The sequence below is a fragment of the Brevundimonas sp. DC300-4 genome, from assembly GCF_049897365.1.
Lineage (GTDB): Bacteria > Pseudomonadota > Alphaproteobacteria > Caulobacterales > Caulobacteraceae > Brevundimonas.
In genome coordinates this window covers 202,301-217,473 of record NZ_JAFCWC010000005.1, presented here as the reverse complement: position 1 = coordinate 217,473, position 15,173 = coordinate 202,301, and the positions used below count along the sequence as shown (strand labels likewise).

Below are 15,173 nucleotides of genomic sequence, written 5' to 3'. Positions count from 1 at the left end.
CCACGAGACACGCGCCGGAGAGGTTCGTCCAGCCATGACCGCCACCGTCGCCTCTGTTCGCTCACCGGCGCGCACCATCATGGTCGGACTGGCGCGGAGCCTGGCCATCGCCGCGGCGGCCGGGGCCGTTCTGGCGCTGACCGGGGCGTTCCACACCATCAATTCGCCCCTCTGGGTGAGGCTCGTCTACTGGATGCCGGTGATGCTGGCGGGGGCGATGTGGGGGCAGGTCTGCTCGTTGCTGATCGATCGCTGGATCGACATGGACGAGCGGCCGTGGCTCGCGGTGGCGGCCCTGACCGGGGCGATCACCGGCCCGGTCTCGGTCCTGGTCTGGTTCGTCACCGGCCTGGTGTTCGACGGAGACGTCTATCCGCTGGCGACCCTGCCGCTGATGGTCGGCCCGGTGCTGACCATTACCAGCGTCCTGAGCGCCATCAACGTCTTCGTGTCCAGGGCGCAGCCGGTCCAGACCCATGCGGCCCCGGTCGGAGCCGCCCCCGCCCGCTTCCCCGACCGCCTGCCGGTCAAATTGCGCGGCGCGGCGATCCGGGCGGTGCAGGCGGAGGATCATTATCTCCGCATCCATACCGACCGGGGATCGGACCTGATCCTGATGCGGCTGTCGGACGCCCTGGAGGAGCTGGAAGGCCTCGAAGGCTCCCAGACCCATCGCAGCTGGTGGGTGGCGAAGGACGCGGTCCGCGACGTGGCCCGGGGGGACGGTCGCGCGACCCTGACCCTCGAAGGCGGCGTCACCGCGCCGGTGAGCCGCCGCTACGCCCGGGCCCTGCGCGAGGCCGGCTGGTACTGATCCCCCGGCGACCGCGCGGTCGCGCGACTTGCGCCGGCTACCCCCTCCACGACCCGTGAAATCCGGCCGGCAGGGCCACGTCGGCCCGCCATGTCGCGACCGGCCCGTCGGACACCCGGGCGGCGTCGAACGCGTGCAACTCGGTGACGCCCTCGGCCAGGTTGATCGACGGGGCGATCAGCCAGGCGTCGCGCTCGGCCGAGGCGCCCGGCTTCGGGACGAAGACCGCCTCCTCCATGATCTGGTCGTCGCCGAACAGGAAGCGGTCGGATCGGCCCGCGTCCCAGTCCCATGTGGCCAGACCGGTCGGGAGCGGCCGGTCCGGGCGTTCACCGGCGACGTGGGCGGTCAGGCGACGGGCGAGGCCGGCGCGACGCGGATCGGCCTTGGGAAACTCGGCCGTAACGCCGCTGGAGGCCAGTTCGGCGCGGCCGTTGGTGTGCAGGGTGACCAGTTTCAGCACGGCATGTTCGCCGGGGACCGTGCCGCGCTGTTCGACCAGAACCCGAGCCCCGGCGATGGCGAAGGCCACATCCCTGCCGGCCGCGACGTCGAAGCGGATCGTGCCGTCGGCCTCTTCCCAGCCGTCGCCGAGGTGGAAGAAGCTGAAGGTCGGCAGTTCAAAGATCCGGGTCGAGGTCAGGTCGGCCTTGTCGACGACCAGCACCTGGGTCCCCAGCTCGGGTTTCCAGGCGAACTGGGTCGCATAGGGCATGCCGCGGTGATCGAAGACCCAGGGCTGGAGCACGAAGATCAGATGCCGCTCCGTCGCGGTGAAGTCGTGCAGATAGCTGGCGCGCGGCAGCCTCAGGACCCCGGCGTCGATCAGCGAGCCGTCGCGGTTCAGATGCCAGACAATGGCCTGGTCGCCGCTCATGCCGACGTTCCACACTGTGCCGTCGGGGGCGAAGCGGGGGTGGGCCTGGAACGGCATGCCCTTCAGGTCGTCGCGCAGGGTGACGAACTGTTCCGTCGCGAGGGTCGCGGCGTCCATCTCCAGCGGCGAACCGCCTTCCCACAGGGCCCAGACCTTGTCGCCCGTGACCATGACGGCGGTGTTGGCCGCGCTGGCATCGTCGGCCGAGCCGACCCGGGCGCGGGCGTCGCCGGCCGTGCCGAAGCCGGGAGTGACGACGGCGTCGAGTTCGGTCTCCGTGCGGCGCTTGGGCGTGTCGGCGAAGCGGGCCGCCAGGGTCACCGCGCCGTCGTTCACCGTGAACGATCGCATCAGCCCGTCCCCGTCGAACCAGTGGGTGGCGCTGCCGCCGGGCCGGCGGAACTTGCCCGGACCGTTGCGGAACAGGGTCCCCTCCAGCCCCGCCGGCGCCCGGCCGTGGACCAGTCGCATGGGGCGCGGCGCGATGTCGCCTTCGAGATCGGCGGTGGCCAGGGCCCAGGGAGCGGCGACCTCCTGGGCGATCGCGGCACGGACCCTCTCGGGGGTGGCGACGGCGGCGGACAGGGCCGCGGCGCCCATCAGGAAATGACGGCGGGAGGGAGTCATGTCTGCTGTTCCCTAGCGGATCGAAATGGTCTGGCTGGCGGCGCCCGAGACGCTGAACTTCGCGCGATCCCAGCTGGCGGGGCCCATGTTGCCGACCGCGTTGTTCGAGAAGGCGTAGGGCTCGACCGGCATGCCGAAGGGGTTGGTGTCCATCTGGCCGTTGCCGTTCAGGTCGTGGAAGGCTTTCACCCCGTAGTCGCCGGCCGGGAGACCTTCGAAGGTGACGCTGTGCTCGCCGCCGGCGACGTCGATGCGGGCGGCGCGGACTGGCTGTCCCCCGGCGTAGCTGGTCTCGTCATAGAGGGCGACCATCACGGCCCCGGTGTTCGCTCCGGTGTCGAAGGTCAGGGCGAGGCTGGCCGGGTCGGAAGCCAGGGCGGGGGCGGCGGTCAGGAGGGTCGTGGCGAGCAGGAAGGGGGCGAAGGCGGCGGTGCGGATCATCTTGGCGGTCCTTGTGAGGAGAGGCGTCAGGTGAGGCCTCGTGGGGATCTCGATGCCCCGACGATCGCCCCGCTCCGCCCCGGCCGCCAGCGGACTTGCGGCGACGGACGGTCCGGCTTCGTGAACGGCGGCCTGTGACCGCTGGCGAAGCGCGAACGAACACCTCTGCGCGCCTCCCTGCGTCAATGGACCGGTGGCCAGCGGAGCCGTTCGGGCGCACTATGCGGTCCGGGGCTGATCCTCCACCGGAGACTTGCCGATGACCGCGCGTATCCTCCTTTCATCACTGCTGCTGGCCGCCTCCCTGAGCGCCTGCGCCATGACCTCGAGCTCCCGTCCGACCTATGGACAGGAGCTGGACCAGCTGACCGCCGACTGCCGCGAGCGGGGCGGTATCCTCAGCCCCATCTCGGGCGCCCAGACGGGCCGGCCCCAGACCGACTACGCCTGCGAAATCCGGGGCGGGGCCAGCCGGTTGACCCGGAACTAGGGCGTCTTCGCCGGCGTCGTCACTGCCGTCGTCGGTGAGGCGGGGTGTGGGTGAGCCAGACTCCGCAAAGGGAGTGTGGAGCGTCCATGGAGTCTGGCCGGACGGCAAAACACCGTCCGAAGCGTTCGGCCGGGTTCGGAACCTTGTGCAGGATAAACCCGCTGCGAGGGGCGTCGCGTAAAAAGCCCCTCGTCAGGGCCGGCCGTTGAAATCACGGGCGGAGTCCGAGCGTCCGTTGATGGGTATCAGTCGTCTTCCGTCGGCGGGACCCAGTTCGGATCGTTCACCGGATACCAGTCGGCCGCGAGGTCCAGCCAGTTCGGGTTCGCCGTCTCGATCAGTTTCAGTTTCCAGTCGCGCAGCCATTTCTTCAGCCGCTTCTCGCGCCGGATCGCCTCGGTCACCCACTGGTGCTGTTCGTACCAGACCAGTTGGTCGCAGCCGTGCTCGGCCGTGTAGCCATCGTAGGTCCCGTTCTTGTGCTTCCACACCCGCGCGTGGAGGTTCGACGACATCCCGACATAGACCCAGCCGTTCCGTCCGCTGGCCATGATGTAGGTCGCGATAAAGGTGCGATGGGTCCCCATTCGCACAACCTATGCGCACCCCTTCCTTTCGTCATCCTCTGCCCCCGCTTCCTCCCTCCCCTTTCGTCATCCTCCGGCGTAGCGAAGCGAAGACCGGGGGACGCAGCGGCGCCGAAGGCGACCTGTTCAGGCACGATGTCGGAAGCAGGGTGTCCGCGACAGGTTCGCGCTCCCGCGCGCCGCTGCGTCCCCCGGTCTGCGCCGCGAAGGCGCGGCTTGCCGGAGGATGACGAAAGGATGGGGTTTTCCCCGTCCGTGCGACGGCTTCGGCGACGGACAGGCCCGACCCTCATCCGTCTCGCTGCGCTTGCCACCTTCTCCCACCGGGAGAAGGAAGGGAGTGAGCGGTCGCAGACGGCCCCTAATGCACCCGCGCCTTCCCGATCTCCAGCCCGTCCGCCCCCGCTGACACGGCGATCACGGACCCGTCCTCCAGCTCTCCGGCCAGCAGCTTCTTGGCCATCGGGTCGACGAGGTCCTTCTGGATCACCCTCTTCAAGGGCCGCGCGCCATAGACGGGGTCGTAGCCCTTGTCCGCCAGCCAGGCCAGGGCGCCGTCGTCGATGGACAGGGTCAGTCTCCGGTCGGCCATCAGCTTTTCCAGACGCGACAGCTGGATGCGGACGATGCCGGCCATCTGGTCGCGGCCCAGACGCCTGAACAGGATGATCTCGTCGATGCGGTTCAGGAACTCGGGCCTGAAGTGGGCGCGGACGGCCTCCATGACATAGGGGCGGACGGCCTCGACATCGTCACCCTCGCCCTGGTTGGCCAGGGCTTCCGAACCCAGGTTGCTGGTCATGATGATCAGGGTGTTGCGGAAGTCGACGACCCTCCCTTGCCCGTCGGTTAGGCGGCCGTCGTCGAGCACTTGGAGCAGGACGTTGAAGACGTCGGGGTGGGCCTTTTCGACCTCGTCGAACAGGACGACCTGATAGGGGCGGCGGCGCACCGCCTCGGTCAGGGCGCCGCCCTCGTCATAGCCGACATAGCCCGGAGGGGCGCCGATCAGGCGGGAGACCGAGTGCTTCTCCATGTATTCCGACATGTCCATGCGGGTGATGGCGGTCTCGTCGTCGAACAGGAAGGCGGCCAGGGCCTTGGTCAGCTCGGTCTTGCCGACGCCGGTGGGGCCGAGGAACAGGAAGGAGCCGAGCGGGCGGTGGGGGTCGTTGAGGCCCGCGCGCGCCCGGCGGACGGCGTCGGCGACGGCTTCCAGCGCCGCGTCCTGACCGACGACACGACCACGAAGCGCGTCCTCCATCGCCAGCAGTTTTTCGCGCTCGCCCTCCAGCATCTTGTCGACCGGGACGCCGGTCCAGCGGGAGACCACGGCGGCGATCTGCTGGGCATCGACGACCTCAGGGGTCAGCGGTGAGCCGGTCTTCTCGTCGGCCTCGGCCTGGGCCAGCTGCTTCTCGATCTGCGGGATCTGGCCGTAGGCGATCTCGGACGCGCGGCCGAGGTCGCCGTTGCGCTGGGCGGCGGCGAGTTCGGCGCGCAGGCGGTCGAGGGTCTCGCGCAGCTGGGCGCCCTGCCCGACCTTGTCCTTCTCCGCCTTCCAGCGGGCGGTCAGGTCGTCGGACTCGATCTCGAGGTCGGAGATTTCGTCTTCCAGCTTCTCCAGCCGCTGGACCGAGGCGCTGTCGGTCTCCTTCTTCAGGGCCTCGCGTTCGATCTTGAGCTGGACCAGACGCCGGTCGATCTCGTCGAGGGCCTCGGGCTTGGAATCGACGGCCATGCGCACGCGGCTACCGGCCTCGTCGATCAGGTCGATGGCCTTGTCGGGCAGGAAGCGGTCGGTGATGTAGCGGTTCGACAGGGTGGCGGCGGCGACGATGGCGCTGTCAGAGATGCGGACCCCGTGGTGGACCTCGTACTTCTCCTTCAGGCCGCGCAGGATCGAGATGGTGTCCTCGACCGTCGGTTCGGCCACGAACACGGGCTGGAAGCGGCGGGCGAGGGCGGCGTCCTTCTCGACGTGCTTCCTGTATTCGTCGAGCGTGGTGGCGCCGACGCAGTGCAGTTCGCCACGCGCCAGGGCGGGCTTCAGCAGGTTCGACGCGTCCATGGCCCCGTCGCCCTTTCCGGCGCCGACCAGGGTGTGCATCTCGTCGATGAAGAGGATGATCTGACCCTCGGCGGCCGTGACCTCGCCGAGCACGGCCTTGAGCCGTTCCTCGAACTCGCCGCGGTATTTCGCGCCGGCGATCAGGGAGCCCATGTCGAGGCTCATTACGGTCTTGTCCTTCAGGCTCTCGGGCACGTCGCCGTTGACGATGCGCAGGGCCAGGCCCTCGACGATGGCGGTCTTGCCGACGCCGGGCTCGCCGATCAGGACGGGATTGTTCTTGGTGCGCCGGGCCAGGACCTGGATGGTGCGGCGGATCTCTTCGTCGCGGCCGATGACGGGGTCGATCTTCTGATCGCGGGCGGCCTGGGTCAGGTCGCGGGCGTAGCGTTTGAGGGCGTCGTAGCCGTCCTCGGCGGCGGCGCTGTCGGCGGTCTTGCCCTTGCGGACATCGGCGACGGCGGCGTCGAGCTTCTCGGCCGTGACCCCTGCGGATTTCAGGGCGTCGCCGGCGGGGCCGCCTTCACGGGCGATGGCGGCGAGGATCCGTTCGGTGGTGACGAAGGCGTCGCCGCCCTTCTTGGCCGTCTCCTCGGCATTGGCGAAGACGCGGGCGGTGGCGCCGTCGAGATAGAGCTGGCTGGTGGCGCTCTCGACCTGGGGGCGTGTCTTGAGCAGGGCCTCGGCGGCCTCGGAGGCCTTGGCCGGGTCGCCGCCGGCGGCGGTGATCAGATTGCGGGCCAGGCCGTCGCGCTCCTCCAGCAGCACCTTCAGCAGGTGCTCGGGGGCGAACTGCTGGTGCTTGCGGGCGAGGGCCAGCGACTGGGCGGACTGGACGGCCTGTTTGGCGCGGTCGGAATAGAGGTCGAGGTTCATGAGAGGTCGGTTTCCCCGGAAAGGCGGACAGGATCCGTGCGTCCTTGTGTGAAGCGACGCCTTGATCTGGGGCAAGACTTGGGTGTGGCGATGCAGCCACACAAGTCCTGACGCAACCCCGGCGCCGCTTCCACAAAATCGACGCCCGCGTCGAGGGCGCCCAGGCGGACGCCGCCCCGGCCCGGCTCGCGATTGCGAAGGTCGGGAAGCGGTCATGTCCATTGGGCGCACTGGCGCATCGATCGGCGCCGGACACCCTGATCCCGGGCCCGCGGCATGCTAAGCGGCGGGGATGAAGACTGAGACCTTCGATGTTCTGGTGGTCGGCGCGGGCGCGGCCGGGATGATGTGCGCGATCGAGGCGGGCCGGCGGGGGCGCAGCGTCCGCGTCGTCGATCATGGGCGGGCGCCGGGCGAGAAGATCCGCATCAGCGGCGGGGGCCGGTGTAACTTCACCAATACGGGCACGAGCGTCGCCAACTTTCTGGGCGAGAACCCGATGTTCGCGGCCTCGGCGCTGAAGCGCTACAGCCAGCGGGACTTCATCAAGCGCGTCGATGAGGCGGGCATCGCCTGGCACGAGAAGACCCTGGGCCAGCTGTTCTGCGACGACAGCGCCAAACAGATCATCCGCATGCTGACCGACGACATGCGGGCGGCGGGCGTGGTCCTGTCGACGGGCGTCGGGGTCGACCGGGTCGAGGTCGGCGAGGGATTCGAGGCGGCGCTGTCGGACGGGTCGGTGGTGCGCTGCGCGTCGCTGGTCGTGGCGTCGGGCGGCAAGTCGATCCCCAAGATGGGGGCGACGGGGTGGGGCTATGACCTCGCACGGCAGATGGGCTTGCGGGTGACGGAGACGCGGCCGGCGTTGGTGCCGCTGACATTCGAGGCGGGGCTGCTGGAACAGACGACGCCGCTGGCGGGGGTGGCGGTCGATGCGGTGGTCTCAGCGGGGAAGACGAGGTTCGAGGAGGCCATGTTGTTTACGCACAGAGGGCTGTCGGGGCCGGCGATCCTGCAGATCAGCTCCTACTGGCGCGAGGGCGAGGCGATCACAGTGAAGATGGCCCCGGGCGTGGATGTGCTGTCGCGGCTGAAGGCGGCGAAGGCCGACAACGGCGGCAAACAGGCGGTGCACACGGCGCTCGGCCATATCGTGCCGCGGCGGCTGGCCGAGGTGCTGACCGCGCGCGAGGGCGCCAACGGCAAGCTGGCCGAGGTCGGGGACAAGGTGCTGGCGCGGCTGGATGCGGCGGTGAACGGCTGGACCGTCAAGCCGGTGGGGTCGGAGGGCTATCGGACGGCCGAGGTGACGCTCGGCGGGGTAGCGACGGACCAGCTGGACCAGCAGACCATGGCGACGAAATCCGTGCCGGGCCTCTATTTCATCGGCGAGGTCGTGGACGTAACAGGCTGGCTGGGCGGCTATAATTTCCAGTGGGCGTGGAGCTCTGGCTGGGCGGCGGGGCAGGCCTGCTAGTGCGCCTCGGGCGGCCGGGCCGCCGGGTCGAGGTATTCGTTCTCGGAATGAGGGTGGGCCGACAGGACGAAGCGGCGGTCGCAGTAGCCGCATTCGACGAAATTCTCGCCGCCCATGTCGAGATAGACCAGGGGATGGCCCAGCACGCCGCCGCCGTCGCAGGCCACGCGCTTGGTGGCGACCGTGATTTCCTCGGGCGGGAGGACGAGGTGATCGGGGTGGCGCGGCGGCATGGATCGTTCCGTGGTCTTGGCGTGGAGGGGCGCGACGCCTAGTTAGACGGCCTGCTCCCGCGCCGAAAGCCCCTTATGACCGAGACCGAAGCCCTGCCCGTCAACGCCATTGAGGTGCGCGGGCTGGAAAAGACCTATGCAGGCTCGAAGAAGTCGCCGCCGAAGACGGCCCTGCGCGGGGTCGATCTGGTCATCCCGCGAGGGTCGATGTTCGGCCTGCTGGGCCCGAACGGGGCGGGCAAGTCGACGCTGATCAACATCCTGGCGGGTGTGGTCAACAAGACCGGCGGGACCGCCGCCATCTGGGGTCGGGACATCGACGAACGGCCGCGTGACGCACGCGCCGCGCTCGGCGTCGTGCCGCAGGAGATCGTCGCCGACGTCTTCTTCACCCCGCGCGAGGCGCTGGAGGTGCAGGCCGGCTTCTATGGGGTGCCGAAGTCGGAGCGGCGTTCGGACGAGCTGCTGGCGGCCCTTGGCCTGTCGGACAAGGCCAACGCCTATGTGCGGGCCCTGTCGGGCGGGATGAAGCGGCGGCTGATGGTGGCCAAGGCCCTGGTGCACAATCCGCCGATCCTGATCCTGGACGAGCCGACGGCGGGGGTGGACGTCGAGCTGCGTCGCCAGCTGTGGGAGTATGTCCGGCGCATCAACGCCGAGGGCGTCACCATCCTGTTGACCACCCACTACCTTGAGGAAGCGCAGGAGCTCTGCGACACCATCGCCATCATGAACCGGGGCGAGGTCGTGGCCTGCGAGCCGACGCCGCAGCTGCTGCGCCGTCTGGATACGAGGAACGTCGTGGTGACGCCGGAACACGCCCTGGACGGGCTGCCGACCGTGGCCGGGTTCGACGTCGTGGCCCGGGCCAACGGCGCCTTCGCCATCTCTTACAGGAAGGGCCAGTCGTCGGTCGAACAGGTTCTGGCCGCCGTGCGCGCCGCCGGGATCACGATCTCGGACATCACCACCGAGGACCCGGACCTGGAGGACGTCTTCCTGGCCCTGACCTATGGGGATGTGAATGCGGTCAGCCCGACGAAGGATTGAACCGGGGCATTCGCCCCCATCGAGGGTCTGGCGATCTCGACATGTCGGCCGTGGGTCGAGAGAGGAACTCCAGTTTTACCGCCTTGGCGGGAACCCTCTTGCAGCTTCGCCGATTCGCGATTGGCGTAGATTTCTCACCGTATCCCGGTGATCCTCGCTGAGGCGGGGAAAACGTGCTTTTCGTAGGCTCAATGGCCACGGACCATCTTGCGTCTTCTGATGCACGTGACCCCGTGCGCGTCGCCCACCGACCCCCGGATGTCGTGCGCCAGGCCCTGCGCGCCGCGACGAACGAGATCCATGAGCGACTCCATCAGCATCCGGCTCTGGCCGCCGTTCAGGATGGCGCCATCGACAGCCTGGCCTACCGTCGCCTCCTGGCGCGGTTGTACGGATTCCATATCGCCTTCGAACGCGCCGCCCGGCTCAAGCCGGAACGGAGCGTCTGGCTTGAGAAGGACCTCGCGGCGCTGGGGATGAGTCCCGAGCGCAGGGCCGCCCTGCCCCTCTGTCGCGGATTTCCGGCCCTGGCCCTGCCTGAAGCGCTCCTCGGTGCGCTCTACGTCGTCGAGGGCTCTGCCCTCGGGGGCGTCACCCTGGCGCGAGGCCTGGAGGGGCTCGTTGGCGTCGGCGTTCTGGACGGGCGTCGCTTCTTCACCGGACATCAAGCCGAGACGGGTCGCGCATGGCGCGCCTATCTCGCCCGGTTATCGGCCACAGACTGGACGGCGGAACAGCAGGCGACGATCATCTCCACCGCGACGACGACTTTTGCACTGTTCGAATGCTGGCTTGGCGGATGGAACGATACCGATGACTGACTCCGTCCTTGCCCGTGACCAGGTCGACCTCACCAATTGCGACCGAGAACCGATCCACATCCCGGGCGCGATCCTGCCGCACGGAGCCATGCTGGTGCTCGATGGCGCCAGTCTTCGCGTGCTCCAGGCGGCGGGAGACACCGAAGGCCTGCTCGGTCGCCCCGTCAGCGCCCTTCTGTCCCGACCGCTCGACCACCTGTTCTCCAGCGAACAGATCAATCGCATTCGCGCCCTGAGCCAGGAGCCGGACCTGGTCAAGCCGCGCCACCTGCTCGACCCGGTTCTGCGCATCGCGGGGGGCGCCCCGCTCGACGCCAGCGCGCACCGCGTCGACGGCGATCTGGTCCTGGAGTTCGAGGCCACCGCGACCGACGATGCCTTCGTCACGGATCCGCTGGCGGCTGTGCAGTTGATGGTCGAGGGGTTCAGCGCCGCGCCGTCGCTCTTTTCGCTCTGCCAGATGGCGACGGCGAGCGTGCGTCGCGTGGCGCAATACGACCGGGTGATGATCTATCGCTTTATGCAGGACGGGTCCGGCTGGGTGATCGCCGAAAGCCGCGCCCCCGAACTGGCGCCGTTCTTGGACTTGCATTATCCGGCCGCCGACATCCCACAACAGGCCAGGGCGCTCTACCTGCGGAGCTGGCTGCGGCTGATCACCCAGGTCGACTACGACCCGGCGCCGCTGACGCCGGAGCTGAACCCGCGCACCGACAAGCCGCTGGACATGAGCCATGCGATCCTGCGCGACGTTTCGCCGATCCACCGTGAATACCTGCGCAACATGGGCATCAATGCCTCGATGTCGATTTCCATCATCGTGGCGGGCAAGCTCTGGGGCCTGATCGCCTGCCATAATGACAGTCCCCGACGGCTGCCCCGACACCTGCGGGCGGTCTGCGAACTGTTCGGCTCGATGTTCTCGCTGCAGCTCGAGGCCCGCGAGAAGAGCGAGCAGTTCGAGGCCCGTCTGGCCAGCCGCAAGATTCTCCAGGAGCTGATGCTGAACCTCGCAGGCGTGGAGGACTATGCCTATGGACTGACACAGCAGACCCCCAATCTGCTCGACTATATCCATGGCGGCGATATCGCTCTGGACGGGCAGCGAGGCGGCGGGGTCGCGGTCCGGGTGGAAGGCGCGACCACCGCTCTGGGAGCCACGCCCGACAAGGCGCAGATCACGGCCCTGGCGGAATGGCTGACCTCCTATATGACCGATACCGAAGGCGTGTTTTCGACCGATCGGTTGAGCGAGATCTACCCGCCGGCCAAGGACTTCGCCAACGTCGCCTCAGGGTTGCTGGTCATCGCCGTGTCGCGCGATCCATCCGACTTCATCCTGTGGTTTCGACCAGAGCTGGTCGAGACAGCCCTTTGGGCCGGTGATCCAACCAAGCCCTCAAAAACCAGCGCTGACGGCGACCGTCTATCGCCGCGCAAATCGTTCGAGGTCTGGAAGCACACGGTGCGAAACCGCGCCCTGCCGTGGACGGCCGCCGAGGTCGATTCGGCGTTCGACCTGCGGGTCTCACTGCTTCAGGTCGTGCTGCGCAGGATCGAGGCCGCGTCGCGAGAACGGGCCAAGGCGCATGAGCGGGACAAGCTGCTTATGGCCGAGCTGGATCACCGGGTGAAGAACACCCTGGCCAACATCCAGGCCCTGGTCACCCAGTCCAGCCGAAACGCCGCCTCGCTGACCGGCTTTGTCGAAGGTCTGGACCGGCGGATCCATTCCATGGCCAAGGCGCACAGCCTGCTGACCCAAAGTCGCTGGGAAGGCGTCTCGGTCGAGGGCCTGCTGACCGAGGAACTGGGCTCCTATATCCAGGGTTCCGGGGTGGTTCATCTCGAAGGTGATGACGCGGTCCTGACCCCCAAGTCGGCGCTGTCTCTGTCGCTCGCCCTGCACGAATTGGCCACCAACGCGGCCAAGTTCGGATCCCTTTCGCGGGTCGAGGGGCAGATCTCCGTCTCCTGGCGCGTTTCCGATGACGGATCCCTGATCCTGACCTGGCGGGAGACCGGCGGGCCGACCGTGATGGCTCCGACCCGACGCGGCTTCGGCTCCAGCCTGATCGAGCGTGCCCTCGCTCTCGAGACCGGCGGCAGGGCTACGATAGATTACGCGCCGACGGGCGTCATCTGCGAGATCATGCTGCCCAAATCGGCCTTGGTGGAAATCGGCGACAGAGCGTTGATGCGGGTCGAACCGCCGGAGGCTCCCGTTCCCGCATATGATATTCCCGACAAGCCGAGACTCTTAATCGTCGAGGACTCCTGTCTGGTGATCCTGACCCTGGAGGCGATGTGCGAGGATCTGTCCTGGACGGTGGTCGGTCCGGCCACGCGCCTGAGCGAGGCGATCAGGCTCGCTCGAACCGAGACGTTCGATGCCGCTCTGCTGGACGTCAACCTCGACGGCGAGATGTCCTGGGAAGTCGCCGGTATTCTCAAGGACCGCGGTATCCCGTTCGCCTTCAGCACGGGGTACGACGAAACCAACATCCTGCCGGACCATCTCGCTGGCTCGCAGATTTTCGCCAAGCCCTATCGCATGGCGGATGTCGAGAGCCGACTGCGCCGGATGATGTCCCTCAACGCGGCTGGCGAGACGACCTAGCTGACCCCGGGCTCAAGCGGCGAGCGACCGCGTCGCGAGCGGTAGCCCACCGGGGCTGTCGTTAACCCTTTCTCGACAGCATTCGTTAACCCTGTCGGCATGAGCGCGATTCGACCCGACATCCCGCAGACCCTGCCCGCCACGACCCCGGCGGGACCGTCGGCCCAGGCGAAAGCCGCGCAAGCCGCCTTCTTCCGGGCAGCGCTCAACGAGGTCCAGGCGGCCCAGCCCCGTCCGCAGGCCGCGCAGACGCTCCAGACCCCCCAGGCGAGCGAGCCGGACTCCCCCCGCCTGCCTCGTCTCGGCCAGCTGCTCGACATCCGGGTCTAGGTTCGAGCGACGCCATCAGGTGACCCCGGCGCCCCGTGGTGCTAGACGCGCGCGCATCCTCCCCCTCCCCCGGATTCGCCCATGCCCGCCGCCCCCGACTTTCCGCCCGCCCCTGACGCGGTGACGCCCGTCCGCGCCCTGATCTCGCTATCGGACAAGACGGGGCTGGAGGACGCCGCGCGCGCGATGCACGAGGCCGGGGTCGAACTGGTCTCGACCGGCGGCACCCGCGCCGCCATCGCCGGGTTCGGCCTGCCGGTGAAGGACGTCGCCGACCTGACCGGCTTCCCGGAGATGATGGACGGCCGGGTCAAGACCCTGCATCCCGTCGTCCACGGCGGCCTGCTGGGCGTGCGCGACGCCGCCGATCACAGGGCGGCGATGGACGAGCACGGCATCGGTCCGATCGATATCGTCTGGATCGACCTCTATCCGTTTGAATCAACCGTTGCCTCGGGTGCCGGCTTCGACGCCGTGATCGAGAACATCGACATCGGCGGCCCGGCCATGATCCGCTCGGGCTCCAAGAACCACGGCTATGTCGCCGTCGCGGTCGACAGCGAAAGCATCGGCCTGATCGTCGAGGCCCTGAAGACCTCCGGTTCGACGTCGCTGGCCCTGCGCAAACAGCTCGCCGCCCGCGCCTTCGCCCGCACCGCCGCCTATGACGCCGCCGTCTCGGGCTGGTTCGCGGGACAGCTGGAAGACGCCGCCCCGGCCCGCAAATCCATCGCCGGTTCGCTGGCTCAGACCCTGCGCTACGGCGAGAACCCGCACCAGACGGGCGCCTTCTACCGTACCGGAGAGACCCGCCCCGGCGTCGCCCATGCGACCCAGATCCAGGGCAAGGAACTGGGCTACAACAACATCGCCGACGCCGACGCCGCCTATGAGCTGGTCGCCGAGTTCGAAAGCCCCGCCTGCGTCATCGTCAAACACGCCAACCCCTGCGGCGTGGCGGTCGGCAAGGACCTTGGCGAGGCCTATGCACGCGCTCTGGAGTGTGACGCCGTCTCGGCCTTCGGCGGCGTCATCGCCGTCAACCGCCCGCTGAACGGCGCCGACGCCCGCGCCATCACCGAAATCTTCACCGAGGTCGTCATCGCCCCCGGGGCCGATGACGAGGCCAGGGCTGTCTTCGCGGCCAAGAAGAACCTGCGCCTGCTCATCACCGACGGCTTGCCCGACCCGCATGGCCCGGGCGAAGTCTTCCGCTCGGTCGCCGGCGGCTTCCTCGTCCAGTCGCGCGACCGTTCGCAGATCAAGCCCGCCGACCTCAGGATCGTCACCCGCCGCCAGCCGACGCCTCAGGAGATCGAGGACATGCTGTTCGCCTTCACGATCGCCAAACACGTCAAGTCCAACGCCATCGTCTACGCTAGGGACGGCCAGACCGCCGGCATCGGCGCCGGCCAGATGAACCGCCGCGACTCGGCTCGCATCGCCGCCATCCGCGCCAGGGAAGCGGGCGAGGCCAAGGGTCTGGCGCATTCGCTGGCGCAGGGATCGGCCTGTGCGTCGGAAGCCTTCTTCCCCTTCGCTGACGGTCTGCTGGAAGCCGTGGCGGCCGGCGCCACCTCGGTGATCCAGCCGGGCGGTTCCATGCGCGACGCCGAGGTCATCGCGGCGGCGGACGAACAGAACATCGCCATGGCCTTCACTGGCGTGCGGGTGTTCCGGCACTGAACCGTCTTCCCTCTCCCGTGGGGTCGACGAAGGATCGGATGCGATCCAAGAAGGGGTGGCTCGCGAAGCGAGACGGATGAGGGTCGGATCTCACCGGTGACGCACGGCCCTCACCCTTTCGCCTGGCCGATCGCTACGCTCCCGGAGGCTCAAGCCCTCTCCCAACGGGA

Annotated in this window: 13 protein-coding genes; 8 read left to right on the top strand and 5 right to left on the bottom strand. The window is 68.4% G+C overall.

The window, feature by feature from the left end; translation table 11 throughout:
• The first annotated feature begins 34 nt into the window (after nt 1-34).
• Complete coding sequence (locus tag ACP7AZ_RS10865; RefSeq protein ID WP_426038673.1) at nt 35-814, top strand: LytTR family DNA-binding domain-containing protein; 780 nt, start codon at nt 35-37, stop codon at nt 812-814.
• 37 nt (nt 815-851) lie between these two features.
• Here the strand turns inward: ACP7AZ_RS10865 and ACP7AZ_RS10860 are convergent, their stop codons facing one another.
• Nucleotides 852-2,318: a carotenoid oxygenase family protein gene (locus ACP7AZ_RS10860; protein WP_426038672.1), complete on the bottom strand. Its 1,467-nt coding sequence runs from the start codon at nt 2,316-2,318 to the stop codon at nt 852-854.
• A 12-nt stretch (nt 2,319-2,330) separates the two neighbouring features.
• Nucleotides 2,331-2,759 (bottom strand): DUF2141 domain-containing protein, encoded by a 429-nt coding sequence (locus tag ACP7AZ_RS10855; RefSeq protein ID WP_426038671.1) that lies wholly within the window; start codon nt 2,757-2,759, stop codon nt 2,331-2,333.
• 259 nt (nt 2,760-3,018) lie between these two features.
• Here ACP7AZ_RS10855 and ACP7AZ_RS10850 point away from each other — a divergent pair, with 259 nt between their 5' ends.
• On the top strand, nt 3,019-3,249 hold the full coding sequence (locus tag ACP7AZ_RS10850; RefSeq protein ID WP_426038670.1) for a hypothetical protein: 231 nt from the start codon (nt 3,019-3,021) through the stop codon (nt 3,247-3,249).
• 245 nt (nt 3,250-3,494) lie between these two features.
• Here ACP7AZ_RS10850 and ACP7AZ_RS10845 read toward each other — a convergent pair whose 3' ends face one another.
• Nucleotides 3,495-3,836: a GIY-YIG nuclease family protein gene (locus ACP7AZ_RS10845; protein ID WP_426038669.1), complete on the bottom strand. Its 342-nt coding sequence runs from the start codon at nt 3,834-3,836 to the stop codon at nt 3,495-3,497.
• Between the two features lie 361 nt (nt 3,837-4,197).
• Entirely contained in the window at nt 4,198-6,783 is a 2,586-nt protein-coding gene (gene clpB / locus ACP7AZ_RS10840; RefSeq protein ID WP_426038668.1) for an ATP-dependent chaperone ClpB, read from the bottom strand.
• Between the two features lie 292 nt (nt 6,784-7,075).
• On the opposite strand from clpB, the gene ACP7AZ_RS10835 reads away from it, so the two are divergent.
• Nucleotides 7,076-8,263, top strand: a complete 1,188-nt coding sequence (locus tag ACP7AZ_RS10835) for an NAD(P)/FAD-dependent oxidoreductase (protein WP_426038667.1) — start codon at nt 7,076-7,078, stop codon at nt 8,261-8,263.
• On the opposite strand, the gene ACP7AZ_RS10830 is transcribed toward ACP7AZ_RS10835, so the two are convergent.
• Nucleotides 8,260-8,496, bottom strand: coding sequence for a zinc-finger domain-containing protein (locus tag ACP7AZ_RS10830; protein WP_426038666.1), 237 nt, complete (start codon nt 8,494-8,496; stop codon nt 8,260-8,262). The two genes, ACP7AZ_RS10835 and ACP7AZ_RS10830, sit on opposite strands and share 4 nt — an antisense overlap.
• 75 nt (nt 8,497-8,571) lie before the next feature.
• Between ACP7AZ_RS10830 and ACP7AZ_RS10825 the strand changes: the two genes are divergently transcribed.
• The 5 genes from ACP7AZ_RS10825 (at nt 8,572) to purH (ending at nt 15,003) form a co-directional block, all read left to right on the top strand.
• Nucleotides 8,572-9,546 carry an ABC transporter ATP-binding protein gene (locus tag ACP7AZ_RS10825; RefSeq protein WP_426038665.1) on the top strand — a complete coding sequence of 325 codons (975 nt, stop codon included), beginning with the start codon at nt 8,572-8,574 and terminating at the stop codon, nt 9,544-9,546.
• 233 nt (nt 9,547-9,779) lie between these two features.
• The gene (locus ACP7AZ_RS10820) at nt 9,780-10,367 is read left to right on the top strand and encodes a biliverdin-producing heme oxygenase (protein ID WP_426038664.1); all 588 of its coding nucleotides are present in this window, start codon (nt 9,780-9,782) and stop codon (nt 10,365-10,367) included.
• The gene (locus tag ACP7AZ_RS10815; RefSeq protein ID WP_426038663.1) at nt 10,360-12,987 is read left to right on the top strand and encodes an HWE histidine kinase domain-containing protein; all 2,628 of its coding nucleotides are present in this window, start codon (nt 10,360-10,362) and stop codon (nt 12,985-12,987) included. Before ACP7AZ_RS10820 ends, ACP7AZ_RS10815 begins: the two co-directional genes overlap by 8 nt.
• A 99-nt stretch (nt 12,988-13,086) precedes the next feature.
• Complete coding sequence (locus ACP7AZ_RS10810) at nt 13,087-13,317, top strand: hypothetical protein (RefSeq protein WP_426038662.1); 231 nt, start codon at nt 13,087-13,089, stop codon at nt 13,315-13,317.
• 81 nt (nt 13,318-13,398) lie between these two features.
• Nucleotides 13,399-15,003 (top strand): bifunctional phosphoribosylaminoimidazolecarboxamide formyltransferase/IMP cyclohydrolase, encoded by a 1,605-nt coding sequence (gene purH, locus ACP7AZ_RS10805; RefSeq protein WP_426038661.1) that lies wholly within the window; start codon nt 13,399-13,401, stop codon nt 15,001-15,003.
• The last annotated feature ends 170 nt before the right edge of the window (nt 15,004-15,173 follow it).

What these genes read in the sequence shown, in the direction of transcription:
- ACP7AZ_RS10860 (WP_426038672.1), bottom strand. Translation starts at nt 2,318, where the DNA reads ATGACTCCCTCCCGCCGTCATTTCCTGATGGGCGCCGCGGCCCTGTCC.
- ACP7AZ_RS10850 (WP_426038670.1), top strand. Translation starts at nt 3,019, where the DNA reads ATGACCGCGCGTATCCTCCTTTCATCACTGCTGCTGGCCGCCTCCCTG.
- ACP7AZ_RS10810 (WP_426038662.1), top strand. Translation starts at nt 13,087, where the DNA reads ATGAGCGCGATTCGACCCGACATCCCGCAGACCCTGCCCGCCACGACC.
- ACP7AZ_RS10815 (WP_426038663.1), top strand. Translation starts at nt 10,360, where the DNA reads ATGACTGACTCCGTCCTTGCCCGTGACCAGGTCGACCTCACCAATTGC.
- ACP7AZ_RS10835 (WP_426038667.1), top strand. Translation starts at nt 7,076, where the DNA reads ATGAAGACTGAGACCTTCGATGTTCTGGTGGTCGGCGCGGGCGCGGCC.
- ACP7AZ_RS10825 (WP_426038665.1), top strand. Translation starts at nt 8,572, where the DNA reads ATGACCGAGACCGAAGCCCTGCCCGTCAACGCCATTGAGGTGCGCGGG.
- ACP7AZ_RS10855 (WP_426038671.1), bottom strand. Translation starts at nt 2,759, where the DNA reads ATGATCCGCACCGCCGCCTTCGCCCCCTTCCTGCTCGCCACGACCCTC.
- ACP7AZ_RS10865 (WP_426038673.1), top strand. Translation starts at nt 35, where the DNA reads ATGACCGCCACCGTCGCCTCTGTTCGCTCACCGGCGCGCACCATCATG.
- ACP7AZ_RS10845 (WP_426038669.1), bottom strand. Translation starts at nt 3,836, where the DNA reads ATGGGGACCCATCGCACCTTTATCGCGACCTACATCATGGCCAGCGGA.
- clpB (WP_426038668.1), bottom strand. Translation starts at nt 6,783, where the DNA reads ATGAACCTCGACCTCTATTCCGACCGCGCCAAACAGGCCGTCCAGTCC.
- purH (WP_426038661.1), top strand. Translation starts at nt 13,399, where the DNA reads ATGCCCGCCGCCCCCGACTTTCCGCCCGCCCCTGACGCGGTGACGCCC.
- ACP7AZ_RS10830 (WP_426038666.1), bottom strand. Translation starts at nt 8,496, where the DNA reads ATGCCGCCGCGCCACCCCGATCACCTCGTCCTCCCGCCCGAGGAAATC.